The sequence below is a fragment of the Nostoc sp. UIC 10630 genome, from assembly GCF_010747425.1.
GTDB lineage: Bacteria > Cyanobacteriota > Cyanobacteriia > Cyanobacteriales > Nostocaceae > Nostoc.
In genome coordinates this window covers 1-13719 of record NZ_JAAGOG010000200.1, presented here as the reverse complement: position 1 = coordinate 13719, position 13719 = coordinate 1, and the positions used below count along the sequence as shown (strand labels likewise).

General features: G+C 41.6%; 13 protein-coding genes. 8 read left to right on the top strand and 5 right to left on the bottom strand.

Annotation, left to right across the window (positions count from 1 at the left end; genetic code table 11):
* Nucleotides 1–165: 165 nt before the first annotated feature.
* The gene (locus tag G1O98_RS31095) at nt 166–1272 is read left to right on the top strand and encodes an iron-containing redox enzyme family protein (protein ID WP_163936455.1); all 1107 of its coding nucleotides are present in this window, start codon (nt 166–168) and stop codon (nt 1270–1272) included.
* Nucleotides 1273–1480: 208 nt separating this feature from the next.
* Nucleotides 1481–2176: an SAM-dependent methyltransferase gene (locus G1O98_RS31090; protein ID WP_163936449.1), complete on the top strand. Its 696-nt coding sequence runs from the start codon at nt 1481–1483 to the stop codon at nt 2174–2176.
* A gap of 83 nt (nt 2177–2259) precedes the next feature.
* Here G1O98_RS31090 and G1O98_RS31085 read toward each other — a convergent pair whose 3' ends face one another.
* Nucleotides 2260–3258, bottom strand: a complete 999-nt coding sequence (locus G1O98_RS31085) for a glycerophosphodiester phosphodiesterase (protein WP_163936446.1) — start codon at nt 3256–3258, stop codon at nt 2260–2262.
* Nucleotides 3242–4192, bottom strand: coding sequence for a hypothetical protein (locus tag G1O98_RS31080; protein ID WP_163936443.1), 951 nt, complete (start codon nt 4190–4192; stop codon nt 3242–3244). The genes G1O98_RS31085 and G1O98_RS31080 overlap by 17 nt, the downstream gene beginning before the upstream one ends.
* A 231-nt stretch (nt 4193–4423) precedes the next feature.
* Between G1O98_RS31080 and G1O98_RS31075 the strand changes: the two genes are divergently transcribed.
* The 4 genes from G1O98_RS31075 (at nt 4424) to G1O98_RS31060 (ending at nt 9086) form a co-directional block, all read left to right on the top strand.
* Entirely contained in the window at nt 4424–4894 is a 471-nt protein-coding gene (locus tag G1O98_RS31075) for a hypothetical protein (RefSeq protein WP_163936441.1), read from the top strand.
* Nucleotides 4895–4993: 99 nt separating this feature from the next.
* Nucleotides 4994–7030: an NAD-dependent DNA ligase LigA gene (gene ligA / locus G1O98_RS31070; protein ID WP_163936438.1), complete on the top strand. Its 2037-nt coding sequence runs from the start codon at nt 4994–4996 to the stop codon at nt 7028–7030.
* Nucleotides 7031–7496: 466 nt separating this feature from the next.
* Entirely contained in the window at nt 7497–8462 is a 966-nt protein-coding gene (locus tag G1O98_RS31065) for a TauD/TfdA family dioxygenase (RefSeq protein ID WP_163936435.1), read from the top strand.
* Between the two features lie 393 nt (nt 8463–8855).
* Nucleotides 8856–9086, top strand: a complete 231-nt coding sequence (locus G1O98_RS31060; protein ID WP_163936432.1) for a DUF6737 family protein — start codon at nt 8856–8858, stop codon at nt 9084–9086.
* A 21-nt stretch (nt 9087–9107) separates the two neighbouring features.
* Here the strand turns inward: G1O98_RS31060 and G1O98_RS31055 are convergent, their stop codons facing one another.
* Nucleotides 9108–9461 (bottom strand): hypothetical protein, encoded by a 354-nt coding sequence (locus G1O98_RS31055; RefSeq protein ID WP_163936429.1) that lies wholly within the window; start codon nt 9459–9461, stop codon nt 9108–9110.
* Nucleotides 9462–10231: 770 nt separating this feature from the next.
* Here G1O98_RS31055 and G1O98_RS31050 point away from each other — a divergent pair.
* Nucleotides 10232–11452, top strand: a complete 1221-nt coding sequence (locus tag G1O98_RS31050; RefSeq protein WP_163936426.1) for a sensor domain-containing diguanylate cyclase — start codon at nt 10232–10234, stop codon at nt 11450–11452.
* A gap of 301 nt (nt 11453–11753) precedes the next feature.
* Here G1O98_RS31050 and G1O98_RS41240 read toward each other — a convergent pair whose 3' ends face one another.
* Both G1O98_RS41240 and G1O98_RS41235 read right to left on the bottom strand, forming a co-directional pair.
* Nucleotides 11754–11936 (bottom strand): serine/threonine-protein kinase, encoded by a 183-nt coding sequence (locus tag G1O98_RS41240; protein ID WP_345940612.1) that lies wholly within the window; start codon nt 11934–11936, stop codon nt 11754–11756.
* Nucleotides 11908–12117 carry a hypothetical protein gene (locus G1O98_RS41235; RefSeq protein WP_345940611.1) on the bottom strand — a complete coding sequence of 70 codons (210 nt, stop codon included), beginning with the start codon at nt 12115–12117 and terminating at the stop codon, nt 11908–11910. Before G1O98_RS41235 ends, G1O98_RS41240 begins: the two co-directional genes overlap by 29 nt.
* A 295-nt stretch (nt 12118–12412) precedes the next feature.
* Here G1O98_RS41235 and G1O98_RS31040 point away from each other — a divergent pair, with 295 nt between their 5' ends.
* On the top strand, nt 12413–13600 hold the full coding sequence (locus G1O98_RS31040) for a glycosyltransferase (protein WP_175586941.1): 1188 nt from the start codon (nt 12413–12415) through the stop codon (nt 13598–13600).
* Nucleotides 13601–13719 lie beyond the last annotated feature (119 nt).

Sequence of the window (13719 nt, the reverse complement as noted above, 5' to 3'; positions counted from 1 at the left end):
GAGGAGCAGGGGAGTAGGGGGAAATAACCAATGCCCAATGCCCTTCTTTTGAAACTTAATTTTTCTTTATAACCAAGGAAAGAGGTACAGAAAGCTACTGGTGTGGAAACCTAGGTATTAGAGGTGAAACTCATTTCTCACTTTTCCAAAGCTAGCGAAGATTCCATGCAAAGCAATTTAGTTATATTTCCTAATACTGGGGCTGCGAAAAAAAGCACCCGAACAGAAGAAAGAACAATTACCAAGTACGACCGTGCCGAGGAGCAATTTATAGAATTGCTAGCAATGGAGGATTTGGATCGTAAGCTGGATGTAAAACCTGCAATAGCTAGTGAGTTTGAACAGGCGCTCTCAACAGCAATTCGTGCCGCCTATAAAAACGATCGCTCTGATGAAAAGGCTCACCGTTTTCTGCAACGGATACTTTATCGAATTAATCGGCTAAAACTGTTTTGGTACGACGATTTGCAGCATTATACCAATGAGCGATCGCTTTATTTATCCTCATGTCGCGATCAAATTGAGGCTGCTTGGCAAAACTGGGAACTGGCACAGATAGATTTACCAGCGCTGCAACAATTGGATGTCAAACACGCTTTAATTGAGCGTGCATCCGCCGATTTAAATCCGCCTTTGTCGGATAGTAGCCGCTATATTCGTGAGGATATGACTGAAGCTGGCTATCGTCACTTGCTAGCGATCGGTTCCTTTGATGGCTTGGTTGAAGGTAGTCGTCTTTGCTACGTATTGGGTGGTGCTGCTAATGAAGTGCAGTGTACGCTGGTGCGAGTACTACTAGAAGAATACGGCAATGGTCGTTTATCCCGCAAGCACTCGACATTTTTTGCCCAAATGCTGGCTGAATTTGGGATGAACACTGCACCAGAAGGATACTTCGATTTAGTGCCTTGGGAAGTTCTAGCTTGTGCTAATCATAATTTTTTGACCACTGATCGCAAACGCTATTTCCTACGTTATTGTGGTGCATTAACATATTTTGAGGTGGCTGGCCCTGCGGCTTATAAAAACTATCTGGCGGCGGCGCAACGATTGGGACTGTCAGAGGCGGCAATGGGTTATTGGGAACTGCACATCAGGGAAGATGAACGCCACGGTCGTTGGATGTTAGATGATGTTGCTTTGTCTTTAGCAGAACAGTATCCCAAAAATGCCTGGGAACTCCTGCTTGGGTATGACCAGGAGAAACTAATGGGCGATCGCGCCGCTACTGCTGTTGTGCGATCGATACGCGAAGCAAAACAATCAGTCTGACTCCTATGTGAGGAGAAATCCTAAAAATTAAAAATAGCAGATTTTAGAATTTTAATTTGACATTTTTAAGTCATTTTATATCTAAACTTAACTGCAAAAACATTTCTTTAGCAACACTTGCTAAAGGAACAGTTTCTTATTGCCTTAATACAAGGTAATAAATAATTTATTTCCTGTTTATTATACATTACCAATTGGTTGCAGTCAAATGAAAGATATCTTTTTTTGTCCTGAAGAATCCAATTTCTACTCAAACTGTTTAGAAAGCTTTGTGATCAGAAATTGTAAAAGTTCTGAATCTATTGTGGAGTTTGGTTCAGGAGATGGTAGCCCTGTAATTAATTCCTTATTGAGAAACAACTTTAATGGCGTAATCCAGGGATTTGAATTAAATACTTCTGCATGGAAGGTTGCCAATTCAACCATTGATGAATACAATCTCACAAATAAATATATAATCCATAATTCATCTTTGTTTAATTCTTCTCAACCAGATGCCGAGTATCTTGTAGCCAATCCACCCTATCTACCCGCACCAGATGACGATATTTATATACCACTTTTATTTGGGGGCGTAGATGGAGCAACAGTTACCAATGATCTTTTGTCGTTAGATTATGAAAATGTCTTGGTTTTAATATCTAGCTTTTCTAATCCCATAAATACGTTGAATATAGCAAAAGAAAATGGTTATTATGTTCAAAATTTCATGGTGGTTCCTTTGCAGTTCGGCTACTATAGCTCGGAGCCAAAAGTAAAAAATCACATAGAAGAACTCCGAAAAAACAAAATGGCGTTTTATTCTGGCGATTATTATTTTTTAGCTGGCGTTTTATTTACAAAATCAGAGAATCCGGGGATTGATTTATCTAATCAACTAGCTCAGGTGATGACGAGTTTGTGAAAATCAGGAGTTCAGATTCCCGACTTCTTAAAAAAGTTGGGAATCTAATTTTTCATGACTAAAACTTTTACGAAGAACAAGGTTTACAATCGGAGATTTTCCTTCACAGTAGAAGCCGTATCCGGATAATCACTAAATACGCCATCAACACCTAAGCTGAAAAATAGTTCATATTCCCCTTGGGGATTTCCTTGAAAATCCAGTGGCAAAAAGCAGTCTTCATTGCGGAAAGTCCAGGCATGAACTAGCAAACCAGCCGTGTGAGCATCAGTTACTAAAGATGTAGGCGATTGCAATTTACCACTACTATCTCTAGGAACCAGCAAACTTTTATGAATTCCAACCGCCTGTGCATATTTAGCAATTTCTCTTAAACCTGATGCAGTGACTAAATCTGCATAAGTGCGTTCATCACCACTAACGACAAAATCATTAGGCTTACCACTGTAATTCAGCAATTGCACCAGAGGTAAATCAGTCTTTGTAGATAAATCTTGTAAATTACTCATTTCAAAAGACTGAATGAAAATAGGTGCATTAGCGCCCTCATAACCGTTGGCTGTCAAAGTTGCAAGTAGGGGTGGTTCTAGAGCTAACCCAATAGATTTAAAGTAAGTTGGGTGTTTTGTTTCTGGATAAATGCCGATCGCACGATTAATTTCGGCACTTTTACGCTTCACTAAATCAATGATTTCTTGTAGCGTAGGAATTTCAAAGAGTCCATCATAAGCGGTATTTTGCGATCGCAGTTGCCCAATTCGCTCTTTGGCTCGTAGTGTTTTCACTTCTGCCAAGGTAAAATCTTCAGTAAACCAGCCAGTTTTTGATTCGCCATCAATTATTTTGGTGGTTCGTCGGTAAGTAAATTCTGCATGGTTTGCAACATCAGTAGTTTCAGAAATCTCATTTTCGTGACGAGCAATTAAAACGCCGTCTTTGGTGGAAACTAAATCAGGTTCAATATAATCAGCACCCAATGCAATCGCTAATTCATAAGCAGCTAAAGTATGTTCTGGACGATAGCCGCTAGCGCCTCGGTGTGCAATGATAATTGGAGATGTTGTACTAATAGCCACTGACATCAACTAATCGATATCCTTCACCAACCAGTTTGTCAAAAGTAGCTTGATACTGTGCTGAAGTCAATCCATGTCGCGCCTGCCAAGCTGAACCACCAGACTTTTCCCAAATAGCGGCGTATCGGTTTTGTCCGTTGACATTGTAACCACTTACGTCAACTAATCGATATCCTTCACCAACTAGTTTGTCAAAAGTCGCTTGATACTGGGCTGAGGTCAATCCATGTCGCGCTTCCCAAGCAGGGCCACCAGATTTCACCCAAATAGCAGCGTATCGGTCTTGTCCGTTAACACCATAACCACTAACATCAACTAACCGATATCCCTCACCAACCAATTTGTCAAAAGTAGCTTGATACTGAGCTGAGGTCAATCCATGTCGCGCTTGCCAAGCTGGGCCGTCAGACTTCTCCCAAATAGCGGCATATCTGTCTTGTCCGTTCACAGCATAACCACTAACGTGAACTAATCGATATCCTTCACCAACTAGTTTGTCAAAAGTAGCTTGATACTGGGCTGAGGTTAATCCATGTCGCGCTTGCCAAGCAGGGCCACCAGACTTCACCCAAATAGCAGCATATCGGCCTTGTCCCTTGACCTCATAACCACTGACATCAACTAACCGATATCCTTCGCCAACCAGTTTGTCAAACGTAGCTTGATACTGGGCCGAGGTCAATCCATGCCGCGCTTCCCAAGCCCCACTACCAGACTTGACCCAAATAGCGGCGTATCGGTCTTGTCCGTTAGCGATCGCTTGTCTTCTGACATCGGGTATTCTCTGTAATTGGGCAACATTTTGAGCAATTACCTTTGTATTTGTCTCACTATTGCTGACACTATTAGCAAAGTTAATGGGAGCGGCAAAAGCGGAACTGATTAAAGTTGAAAGTAAGACTGCACTAGAGGCAGTAAATGTTAAAGAACGGATGAACATATTAGTAAAATAAAAGAGTAAATTTGGGCTGCACTGACTACATAAGGTTGCATTTATTTTTTATGCAATACTCAGGTAGTGATGCTGACAATTGTGGATACCCAAGATTTACAGATGATTCCTGAATTCAGAATACCGAACTTTTATTTGTATTTCTTTGGCATAACTTTACTATGTAGTTTTAGCTGATTTTATACTGACAATAATGAATGAAAGCCACAATACAAGACCATGAACTCAAATAAGCCCAGTATAAAACACATTTATATTGACGGTCAAAAGATATTATTTCCCAGCCAAGAAGAATGGGAAACTTTGCGATTCAACCCCTTTATTGATGATATGCCACTAGCTGTTTTAGATTTGCTTTGGCCAGCGCTTGATTTAACTCAAAAATATCCTGAAATTCACTTAGGGCTTGGAAAAATATCAAATTTCAAGAGATGGATGCCATATATTTTTCTAGAAATAGAATCAAACTTTCAAAGAGTCCAGTTAGAAACTTTAAGCTGTGGTTTTTGCAATTGGCGAGGAAAAACAGCTAATCCTATGGATACGGGTCTATATTGTGGAGATGGGATAAATCAGGATCGGTTTACTCTAATGAAAGCTGCTGAAAGATATCCGATACTTCCTTGCCCTTGTTGTGGCGATCGCCTACCAAGACATCCAATTTGGGTAGAATATAATATGAAAGATTAATTCATGAAAGCCTTGATTTCACAGGTTAGTCGCGGCTATCCAAACAATAGGCTTCATTATCTTTAAATTTTATTCGCTAGATATTTTGTAATTATTCTAATGACACAGATTAAGCCGGAAGTAAAGCGCACAGAAGAATTGCGCCAGTTATTGCAACAAGCCAGCTATGCTTATTACGTCCTAGATACTCCAATTATGGAGGATTCAGTGTATGACCAGCTATATCGAGAATTGCAACAATTAGAAATTCAATATCCAGAGTTGACAGCACCCGATAGTCCGACTCAGCGCGTGGGTGAGAAACCAGCAACGCAGTTTACTTCGGTGCGGCATAATATCCCTCTGTACAGTCTGGAAAATGCGTTTAATATTGATGAGTTGCAAGGGTGGGATCAGCGCTGGCGGCGACAAGTACCGAAAATAGATTCGGTGGAATATGTCACTGAACTTAAAATTGATGGTTCTGCTTTGGCTCTTACCTACCAAGATGGCATTCTAGTTAGGGGGACAACTAGGGGTGATGGGGTGATGGGTGAAGATATCACCCAAAATGTGCGGACAATTCGCTCAATTCCCTTACGTTTAAATTTTGAAGGGTTAGAAATTCTAGAAAGGGTGGAAGTGCGAGGCGAGGCGTTTTTGCCGTTGGAAGTATTTAAACAAATCAACGAGGAAAGGCAAAAAGCAAGTGAGCAATTGTTTGCCAATCCCCGGAATGCCGCAGCTGGTACACTCAGACAGCTAGACTCGCGCATTGTCGCAAAACGGCGGTTAGCTTTCTTTGGCTATACTCTGCACATTCCTGGTAGAGATGACACCAGTATTGCCAATACCCAATGGGAAGCGTTGGAGTTGTTAGAAAAGATGGGTTTTCAAGTGAACCCCAACCATAAATTGTGTGCCTCGATCGCAGAAGTGGCAAAATATTATGAATATTGGGATACGGAACGCCTGAATTTACCCTACATGACTGATGGGGTGGTAGTAAAGCTGAATTCTTTTAAACTTCAGGAACAGCTAGGCTTTACGCAGAAATTTCCTCGCTGGGCGATCGCGTTAAAGTACCCCGCCGAAGAAGCACCCACCCGTGTGGAAAATATTGCTGTAAATGTCGGACGAACTGGGGCGTTAACGCCGTTAGCTGAGATGCGCCCTGTACAACTGGCGGGGACAACAGTTTCCCGCGCAACTTTACACAATAGCGATCGCATTGCTCAATTAGATATCCGCATTGGGGATACTGTTATTGTCCGCAAAGCTGGAGAAATCATTCCAGAAGTCGTGAGGGTACTCAAAGAACTCCGTCCTGCTGACACTGAACCCTTCGTTATGCCCACCCATTGCCCTGTCTGCGATCAAGCAGTGGTGCGAGAATCAGGTGAAGCGGTAACTCGGTGCGTCAATGCTTCCTGTGCAGCGATTCTCAAAGGCTCTATTGAACATTGGGTAAGTCGTGATGCCTTGGATATTAAAGGTTTAGGCGAAAAGCTAGTGCATCAACTCGTTGATAAAGTTTTAGTGCATTCCGTTGCCGATTTATATGAGTTGACAGCAGATAAGTTATGTGCATTAGAAAGGATGGGGCAAAAATCAGCAGAAAAATTGATTGATGCGATCGCTCAATCAAAAAATCAACCTTGGTCAAGGGTATTGTATGGCTTAGGTATCCGTCACGTTGGCAGTGTGAATGCCCAATTGTTGACTCAGAAATATTTCACCGTAGAACAGTTAGCAACAGCAAAGCAATCAGATATTGAAGGAATTTACGGTATCGGTGCTGAAATTGCCCAATCTGTGTACCAGTGGTTTCGGATTGATGCCAACCAAAGATTGATAGAACGCTTGCAAGCAGAAGGATTGCAATTAACTGCCCCAGAAGAAACAAAAACAGTTGGTGATGGTAATCAAAAGTTTGCAAGTAAAACTTTTGTAGTTACAGGCACATTGCCAACCCTAAAGCGAGATGAGGCAAAGGCTTTGATTCAAAAAGCTGGTGGTAAAGTGACTGATTCGGTGAGTAAAAAAACAGATTATTTGGTAGTAGGAGAAGATGCAGGTTCTAAATTAGAAAAAGCTGTCTCTTTGGGAATTACACAGTTAAGCGAAGCGCAGTTGTTGGAAATACTTAACGAATAATTCGTAATTTCAAAAACGGGTTGGAGTATAAAGGCTTCTACAGCTTAAACTTTCTTAAGCTTCAGAAATCTTTATAATTTGCATCCCCCAAAAAATAAATCTCTTGTGGGGTGGACATCTTGTCCGCCCTAGTTGTGCCAATTAAATGCACGACATAATTACGTTTAGATCAAGGCTTTATCCTCCCTAAGCCCCCTTAAAAAAGAGAGAAATTAAAGCAAGGCTAAGTTGCCCAAAGTCATCTGTAGCAAGCCCACAGGGTGCAGATGGTTAGGCAGTTTAAAATTCGATATTTTTATACTACTGCAAATCGATAGATTTAACGTATAATGTTTTTCAAATGCGTAGGCGTAGCCAGCCGTAGGCATCGCTTCCTTTGGGATGTAGGCATAAAGTGCAAACAAAATACCAAAGGGAACGGACGAGTGTGAACACCGCCCTATGAATCAAACTATGGAGAATTCAGATGACTAACAAACACATTGAAGTCAAACAGGTAGCTGGTTTCATTGGTGCTGAAATCAGTGGCGTAGACCTTTCACGTCCTTTGCACGATGATGCAGTTAAAGAAATTCGTCAAGCGCTATTGAAGTGGAAAGTCGTGTTCTTTCGCGGTCAGAACATCGATCATGCTGCACAGGTTGCATTCACGGCTCGTTTCGGCGAAGTGACCTACGCACATCCCCACGAAGATGAGCCGGTAGAAGGTTTCTCAGAAATCTTACCAATTGACCGCAGCCGTTACGAACGGCGCAATGGTCTACGGCGTTCCAGTTACGAAAGTCGCTGGCATACAGATGTGACAGCAGTTGTCAATCCACCTGCGGTATCGATTTTGCGTGCAGTTAACGTTCCTAGTTTCGGTGGTGACACACAGTGGACTAATTTGGTCGCAGCCTACGAGGGTTTATCAGCACCCCTGCGGGCGCTTGCAGACGGATTGAAAGCTGAACATCGCTTCAATGCGCGTTTGAATCTGCCCAGCAATAGCAAGATCGCCCAGCGCATTGCTGCCAATCCACTGGTTTCAATCCACCCAGTAGTACGCGTTCATCCTGAGACAGGCGAACGAGCATTGTATGTGAATCCTGGTTTCACCTCACACATTCTTGACGTGTCACGACAAGAAAGCGACCTGCTGCTTGAGTTATTCTTCAACCAAATCACCAAGCCTGCCTACACCACTCGCTTCCGATGGAACAACGGTGACATTGCCTTCTGGGATAACCGCGCCACCTCGCATTTAGCCCCACAGGATCTGGATCATCTGGAAGTTGAGCGCGTCCTCTATCGCACAACCATCACGGGTGACGTTCCAGTTGGTCCAGATGGTTTCCGATCGCAAGTGGTTGAAGGTGAAGCGTTCAGCAGCGAATTACCAACCATCTTGAAGAACAGAGCCGATAAGCTAGAAGCAGCAGTGCTTTCCTAAGTAGTTAAAAGCTTATATACAAGCAATACTTTTCGGGTTTTGGGGGAAAGGGGAAAGGGAAAGGGTTTGAATTTCCCTTTCCCCATTACCCTTTAACCTTTCCCCAGACCAAAAGAGAGATTATTGGGTTTAACCGAAAAGTATTGTATATACAAGGCTTTACCCACCTACGCGGGTTCATAACAAGGGGATTTTGCCCCTTGTTAATTTTTTCTGAGTCTACGGAGGTGGACAATAACCAAAATTGATCTGGATTGTACTGTTATATTTCTGAAGAATATTACCAAAACCTTGATAATATTGATAGCGATTGCGTTCAACTCTGGAACCCTAGTAGATCGTTGACCCTAAAAATGGTCAAAGGTAAATTTGGAGTTTTATTAAATAAAACAAATGTCCGAAGAAAAGCCTATAAGTCCTTGGAACTACAAACCTTGGTGGTGTCAGCCCTGGTCTATAGTTCTCACAGGTGTAACAATTATTAGTGGTAGCTGGTTACTATTTAAAATTATCTGGCTAACCATTCTCGTCTCTATCCCTATAGTGATGTGGATGGGATTTTTTGTGTTGTTTTGGCCACAACTAATGATTCGCAGTGGGATTTTAGAGTCGTATAAAGACTAATTCTAGAGAAAATTCTAGGTTTCATAATTCTTGCTTTTGCGTAACAATCCACATCAAATCTAACCACAATTGAGGATAAGCCTTCCTAATCTGCGATTTGGGGTCGTGCAACAGATTTGTTGCATTCAGGCAAACAACTTCAACTAGACCCAGAGATTCTGCCACTTCTATCAGTAAATTTTTTTCTGCTACTACAGCAGCAATCAGTCTGTCAGGACAGTAAATCCTAATATGTTTGGCATGAGCGGTATACGCTTCTTTTAAGCTAGAATTTAGCACTTTTATATAGCAGTGGCGTAGTAATTCCCATGCTGTCGGGTGAGATTGCTTCATAATAAGGGTAAATTGTTGAGCTAAGTCTTCTTCGGTAATCATTACTTTCTCCATTATTATTGTGCTAAAAACTGTAACTTCATCTCTGCATAGCAAAGATAACGCAGTATTGCTAATGTTGTGTGCATTTTTATCTGAGTAAAATTAGCAATTTTAGTTTGAGTAAAATTTATCCATTGGCAGAATTTGTTGATAAGTTTTCTACGGCTTATGTTACTTTCCTATCAAGGATCAAAGCTGAAACCGATTACTAAAACCGTATCAATCGCTGCTTTATACTAAACTAATTGCTATAAAGCCAAGTTACTGAAAACAGAATTAAGCAGCCAGAATAACTTTTGTGCAAGTGGTAGATGAATCAAAGCAAAAATTTTGCCCACCGCAAGAAAGCTAGTGATATTTTGGTTTTAGTTACATCCACTACGGCTTTTGAAAAATTAGAGATTAAAGCCAATCAATCAGGATAGCCATCTACGCAGAGATCATCGGGACTGGACTGCAAAATTAAGCGATCGCACATTTTTATTTTTGCCGTCAGTCTGCTTAGTTTTCTGGGGCTCTCCTTCGCGCATCCCTTGGCAAAGAACAGACCCAGAGGAGAGTTCCGAGGGTTGGAATCTAACTCTCGGAATTTATCTGCATCCAAACAAACTATCAGTATCAAAAATGTCCAGTTTTGATAGGAACTCTGACAGTATGATAAGTTTTGATAATTTTTAGTTGACAATGATAATTTTCAACATGGCTTTGGGTAGAAGACCTTGTAAGCATATAGATGCTCAGGGGATTTGCACAGTGAAAATTAGGGTGATATGAACAACAGAGCAAACCAAAGGCATGAAGAACATCATGCAATACAATATTTCTGTATATTCAATCGAATTTTGATTTTCGTTGCAGAGATATTTATATCACGCAGCCTGGTTGCTGGAGAGTTAGCCCTGCGGTTGTTGCAAAAATTCCAGCGTATCAGACTTTCCTCGCTAAGGCGAGGACACTCATCTGTGAAAACACCAGTTGCTCCTCTATATAAAAATGAAGCAGAAAGGCTCAAAGCATTAGCAGACTACAATATTCTGGACACTCTACCTGAACAAGCATTTGATGACCTAACTGCTATTGCTGCCTACATTTGTAAAACTCCAATTGCTTCAATTAGCTTAGTGGATGCCGATCGCCAATGGTTTAAATCTAACATTGGACTAAAAGTTAGAGAAACGCCCAGAGAGTCGGCTTTTTGCTCCCATGCTATTCTGCAACCAGAGAATATATTAGTAGTTCCCAACGCCATCAAGGACGCTCGCTTTGCAAACAATCCTCTAGTCAAAGGTAATTCTAAAATTCGTTTTTACGCTGGTGCGCCACTAGTTACGCCTAATGGTTTTCCAATAGGGACGTTGTGTGTGATGGACACCGTTCCTCGCCAGCTAAGTTACCAGCAGTTGGATGCACTGCGCCGCTTAACTCGGCAAGCGATCGCTCAGATGGAACTCACTCAGGAAATTCGCAACCGTAAACAATCAGAGATAGAAGGAAGGCAGTTATCGCTGACCGACGATCTAACAGGTTTGCATAATCGACGTGGCTTCTTCGTGATGGCTGAACAACAGTTGAAAATTGCTCACCGCATGAGATTGTTGTGCTGGGTGATTTTCATTGATTTAGATGGGCTAAAACAGATTAACGACACCCTTGGTCATGATATGGGGGATGCCTTAATTGTTGATGCTGGTCGATTACTCAAGCAAAGTTTTCGGAACTCGGATATTGTTGCTCGCTTGGGTGGAGATGAGTTCATTGTTTTCATCTCCAGCTACTTTAAGGATGCTGATAGCATCCAAGCGTATCTGCAAGTAAATATTGCCAACTTTAATCAACAGCAAAACCGTAGCTATGAACTTTCGATGAGTATGGGAATAGAGCGTTACTCACCAGGAAGTAATATGTCACTAGAACAACTAATTGCCAGGTCTGACGAATTAATGTACGCTCAGAAGCGTCTCAAGCGGCAATCTATTCATCAACAAGAATAGGCATTAGTATTCTTTTATAACTTTTCTTTCATTAGAGAAAATACGCTGATTTCAAATTGGTGAACATCTTAATAAAAGAACCTGTGTATCGCTGTTTATATATCAAAGTGCGATCGCATAAATTGAACGAACTTTGCTGTTATACATGCCACTTCAGCAGTTAATTAGTATTTTTTCGATATTAGTGAATCCATCTCAGAACTCCGTTAACGAGTCTTTTATACTCGTGAATCCATCTGTCAAGGCTTGAATACCAATAATTCCCACTGCATAGATATCGCTGCTCAATTGTGGAGTGCGATTAGCTAACTTGTTCACTTGGCATATAACCATGAGTAGTAATGGCTACGGTAAAAGTTGTTTGTCCTTGAGAATTAGGCATCTGAGTACAAATTTGTTTGACAGCCTCAAAGTCAATTAGTACTATCTTGTTATCTGATGTTCTTCGCCGAATATTAGCCGGCTTGATATCCCGATGAATCACATTGTGCTGATGGACAAGTGTATACATCGGTAGAGAGTGGCTTAAAATGCTTAACAACGCATTGTGGATTCCCCGGTCTTTGAATATCTTGAGCTAAGAAAATCGTACCAAACCCCCCTTGTGCCAGTTGGGTGAGAATTTGGTAGCGTCCACCGATGGTTTGACCCTGCATTAAATTCACCCTTTCTCCCAGATTGAATCACTCACTGATTTTGTTAATCTTGATTTTTGCACAAAATCTAAATAGGCAATAGGGAATGGGTAATGGGTAATGGGGAAGATGAGGGGAAACAGGAGACAAGGTGACAGAGGTGATTTGAGTGAGAATCTTGCAACAAGTCTTTCCCATTGTCTCCAATTCTCCTCTTGGCAATTCCCAATTCCCAATTCCCAATTCCCAATTCCCCATACTTGACTGCGCTCAGTACAAGTTCCCCATTCCCCATTCCCCATCCCCATTTCCCAATTTTTAACTTATGAGTTTGAGTCTGTGCATGATTGTGAAAAACGAAGCCGCAACACTGCCTAAATGCCTGAACAGTGTCAGAAAAGTGGTGGATGAAATGGTAGTTTTGGATACAGGCTCAATCGATCGCACTCCCAATATTGCCCAACAACTCGGTGCAAAAGTTCATCATTTTAAATGGTGTAATGACTTCAGTGCTGCCCGTAATGCAGCTTTAAAATATGTCACTGGTGATTGGGTTTTGGTCTTAGATGCTGATGAAACTTTGACTCCAGGCATTGTACCGCAGTTGCGAGAGGCGATCGCCAGAGATGAATACCTGCTCATCAACCTCGTTCGCCAGGAAGTAGGTGCTGAACAATCTCCCTATTCTTTGGTTTCCAGGCTGTTCCGCAATCATCCAGATATTCGTTTTGACCGTCCTTACCATGCCTTAGTGGATGATAGCGTGTCAGCAATTGTAAATAAAGAACCCCATTGGCAAATAGGTTATTTACCTGGGGTCGCACTTGTACACACAGGATATCAAAAAAGTGCGATCGCTCAAAATAACAAATATGCCAAAGCAGCTACCGCGATGGAAGGGTTTCTTGCTACTCATCCCGATGACCCTTATGTTTGCAGTAAATTAGGGGCATTGTATGTAGAAACAGGGAAAATTACCGAAGGTATGGAGTTGCTCAGACATGGAATCAGCGTTGCTGAAGAAAATTACGATATTTTATATGAACTCCACTATCATTTAGGCATTGCTTACAGTCGCTTGCAAAAATCCCCACAAGCGATTTCTCACTATAAAGCTGCTATCAAATTGCCAATTTATCCCATGCTCAAATTAGGAGCATACAACAACTTGGGTAACTTACTCAAAGCAGCAGGAGATTTCAACGGTGCCAAAACAGCTTACGCCACAACTTTAAAAATTGATCCTAATTTTGTTTTTGGACATTATAATTTGGCGATGACATTTAAGGCTTTGGGTTTATTTACAGATGCGATCGTATATTATCAACATGCAATCACCTTAAATCCCAACTATGCCGAAGCGTATCAAAATTTAGGGGTAGTGTTGCTCAAAGTTGGCAATCATCAAGAGAGTTTAACAGCTTTTAGAAAAGCGATCGCCCTTCATGAAAGATATAATCCCGAAGAGGCGAAGAGACTACGCCAGGGGTTGCAAGAGATGGGGTTGATGTAGAGATGAGAAGGCATGGAAAATTGGAGAGAATAACAAATAGAAGTGTGCAGGGAAGGAGCGTTTATCCACGTCCAGTTAAGTGAAAAATTCTGCCTGAGTCTGGGCATTGAGGAAAATTT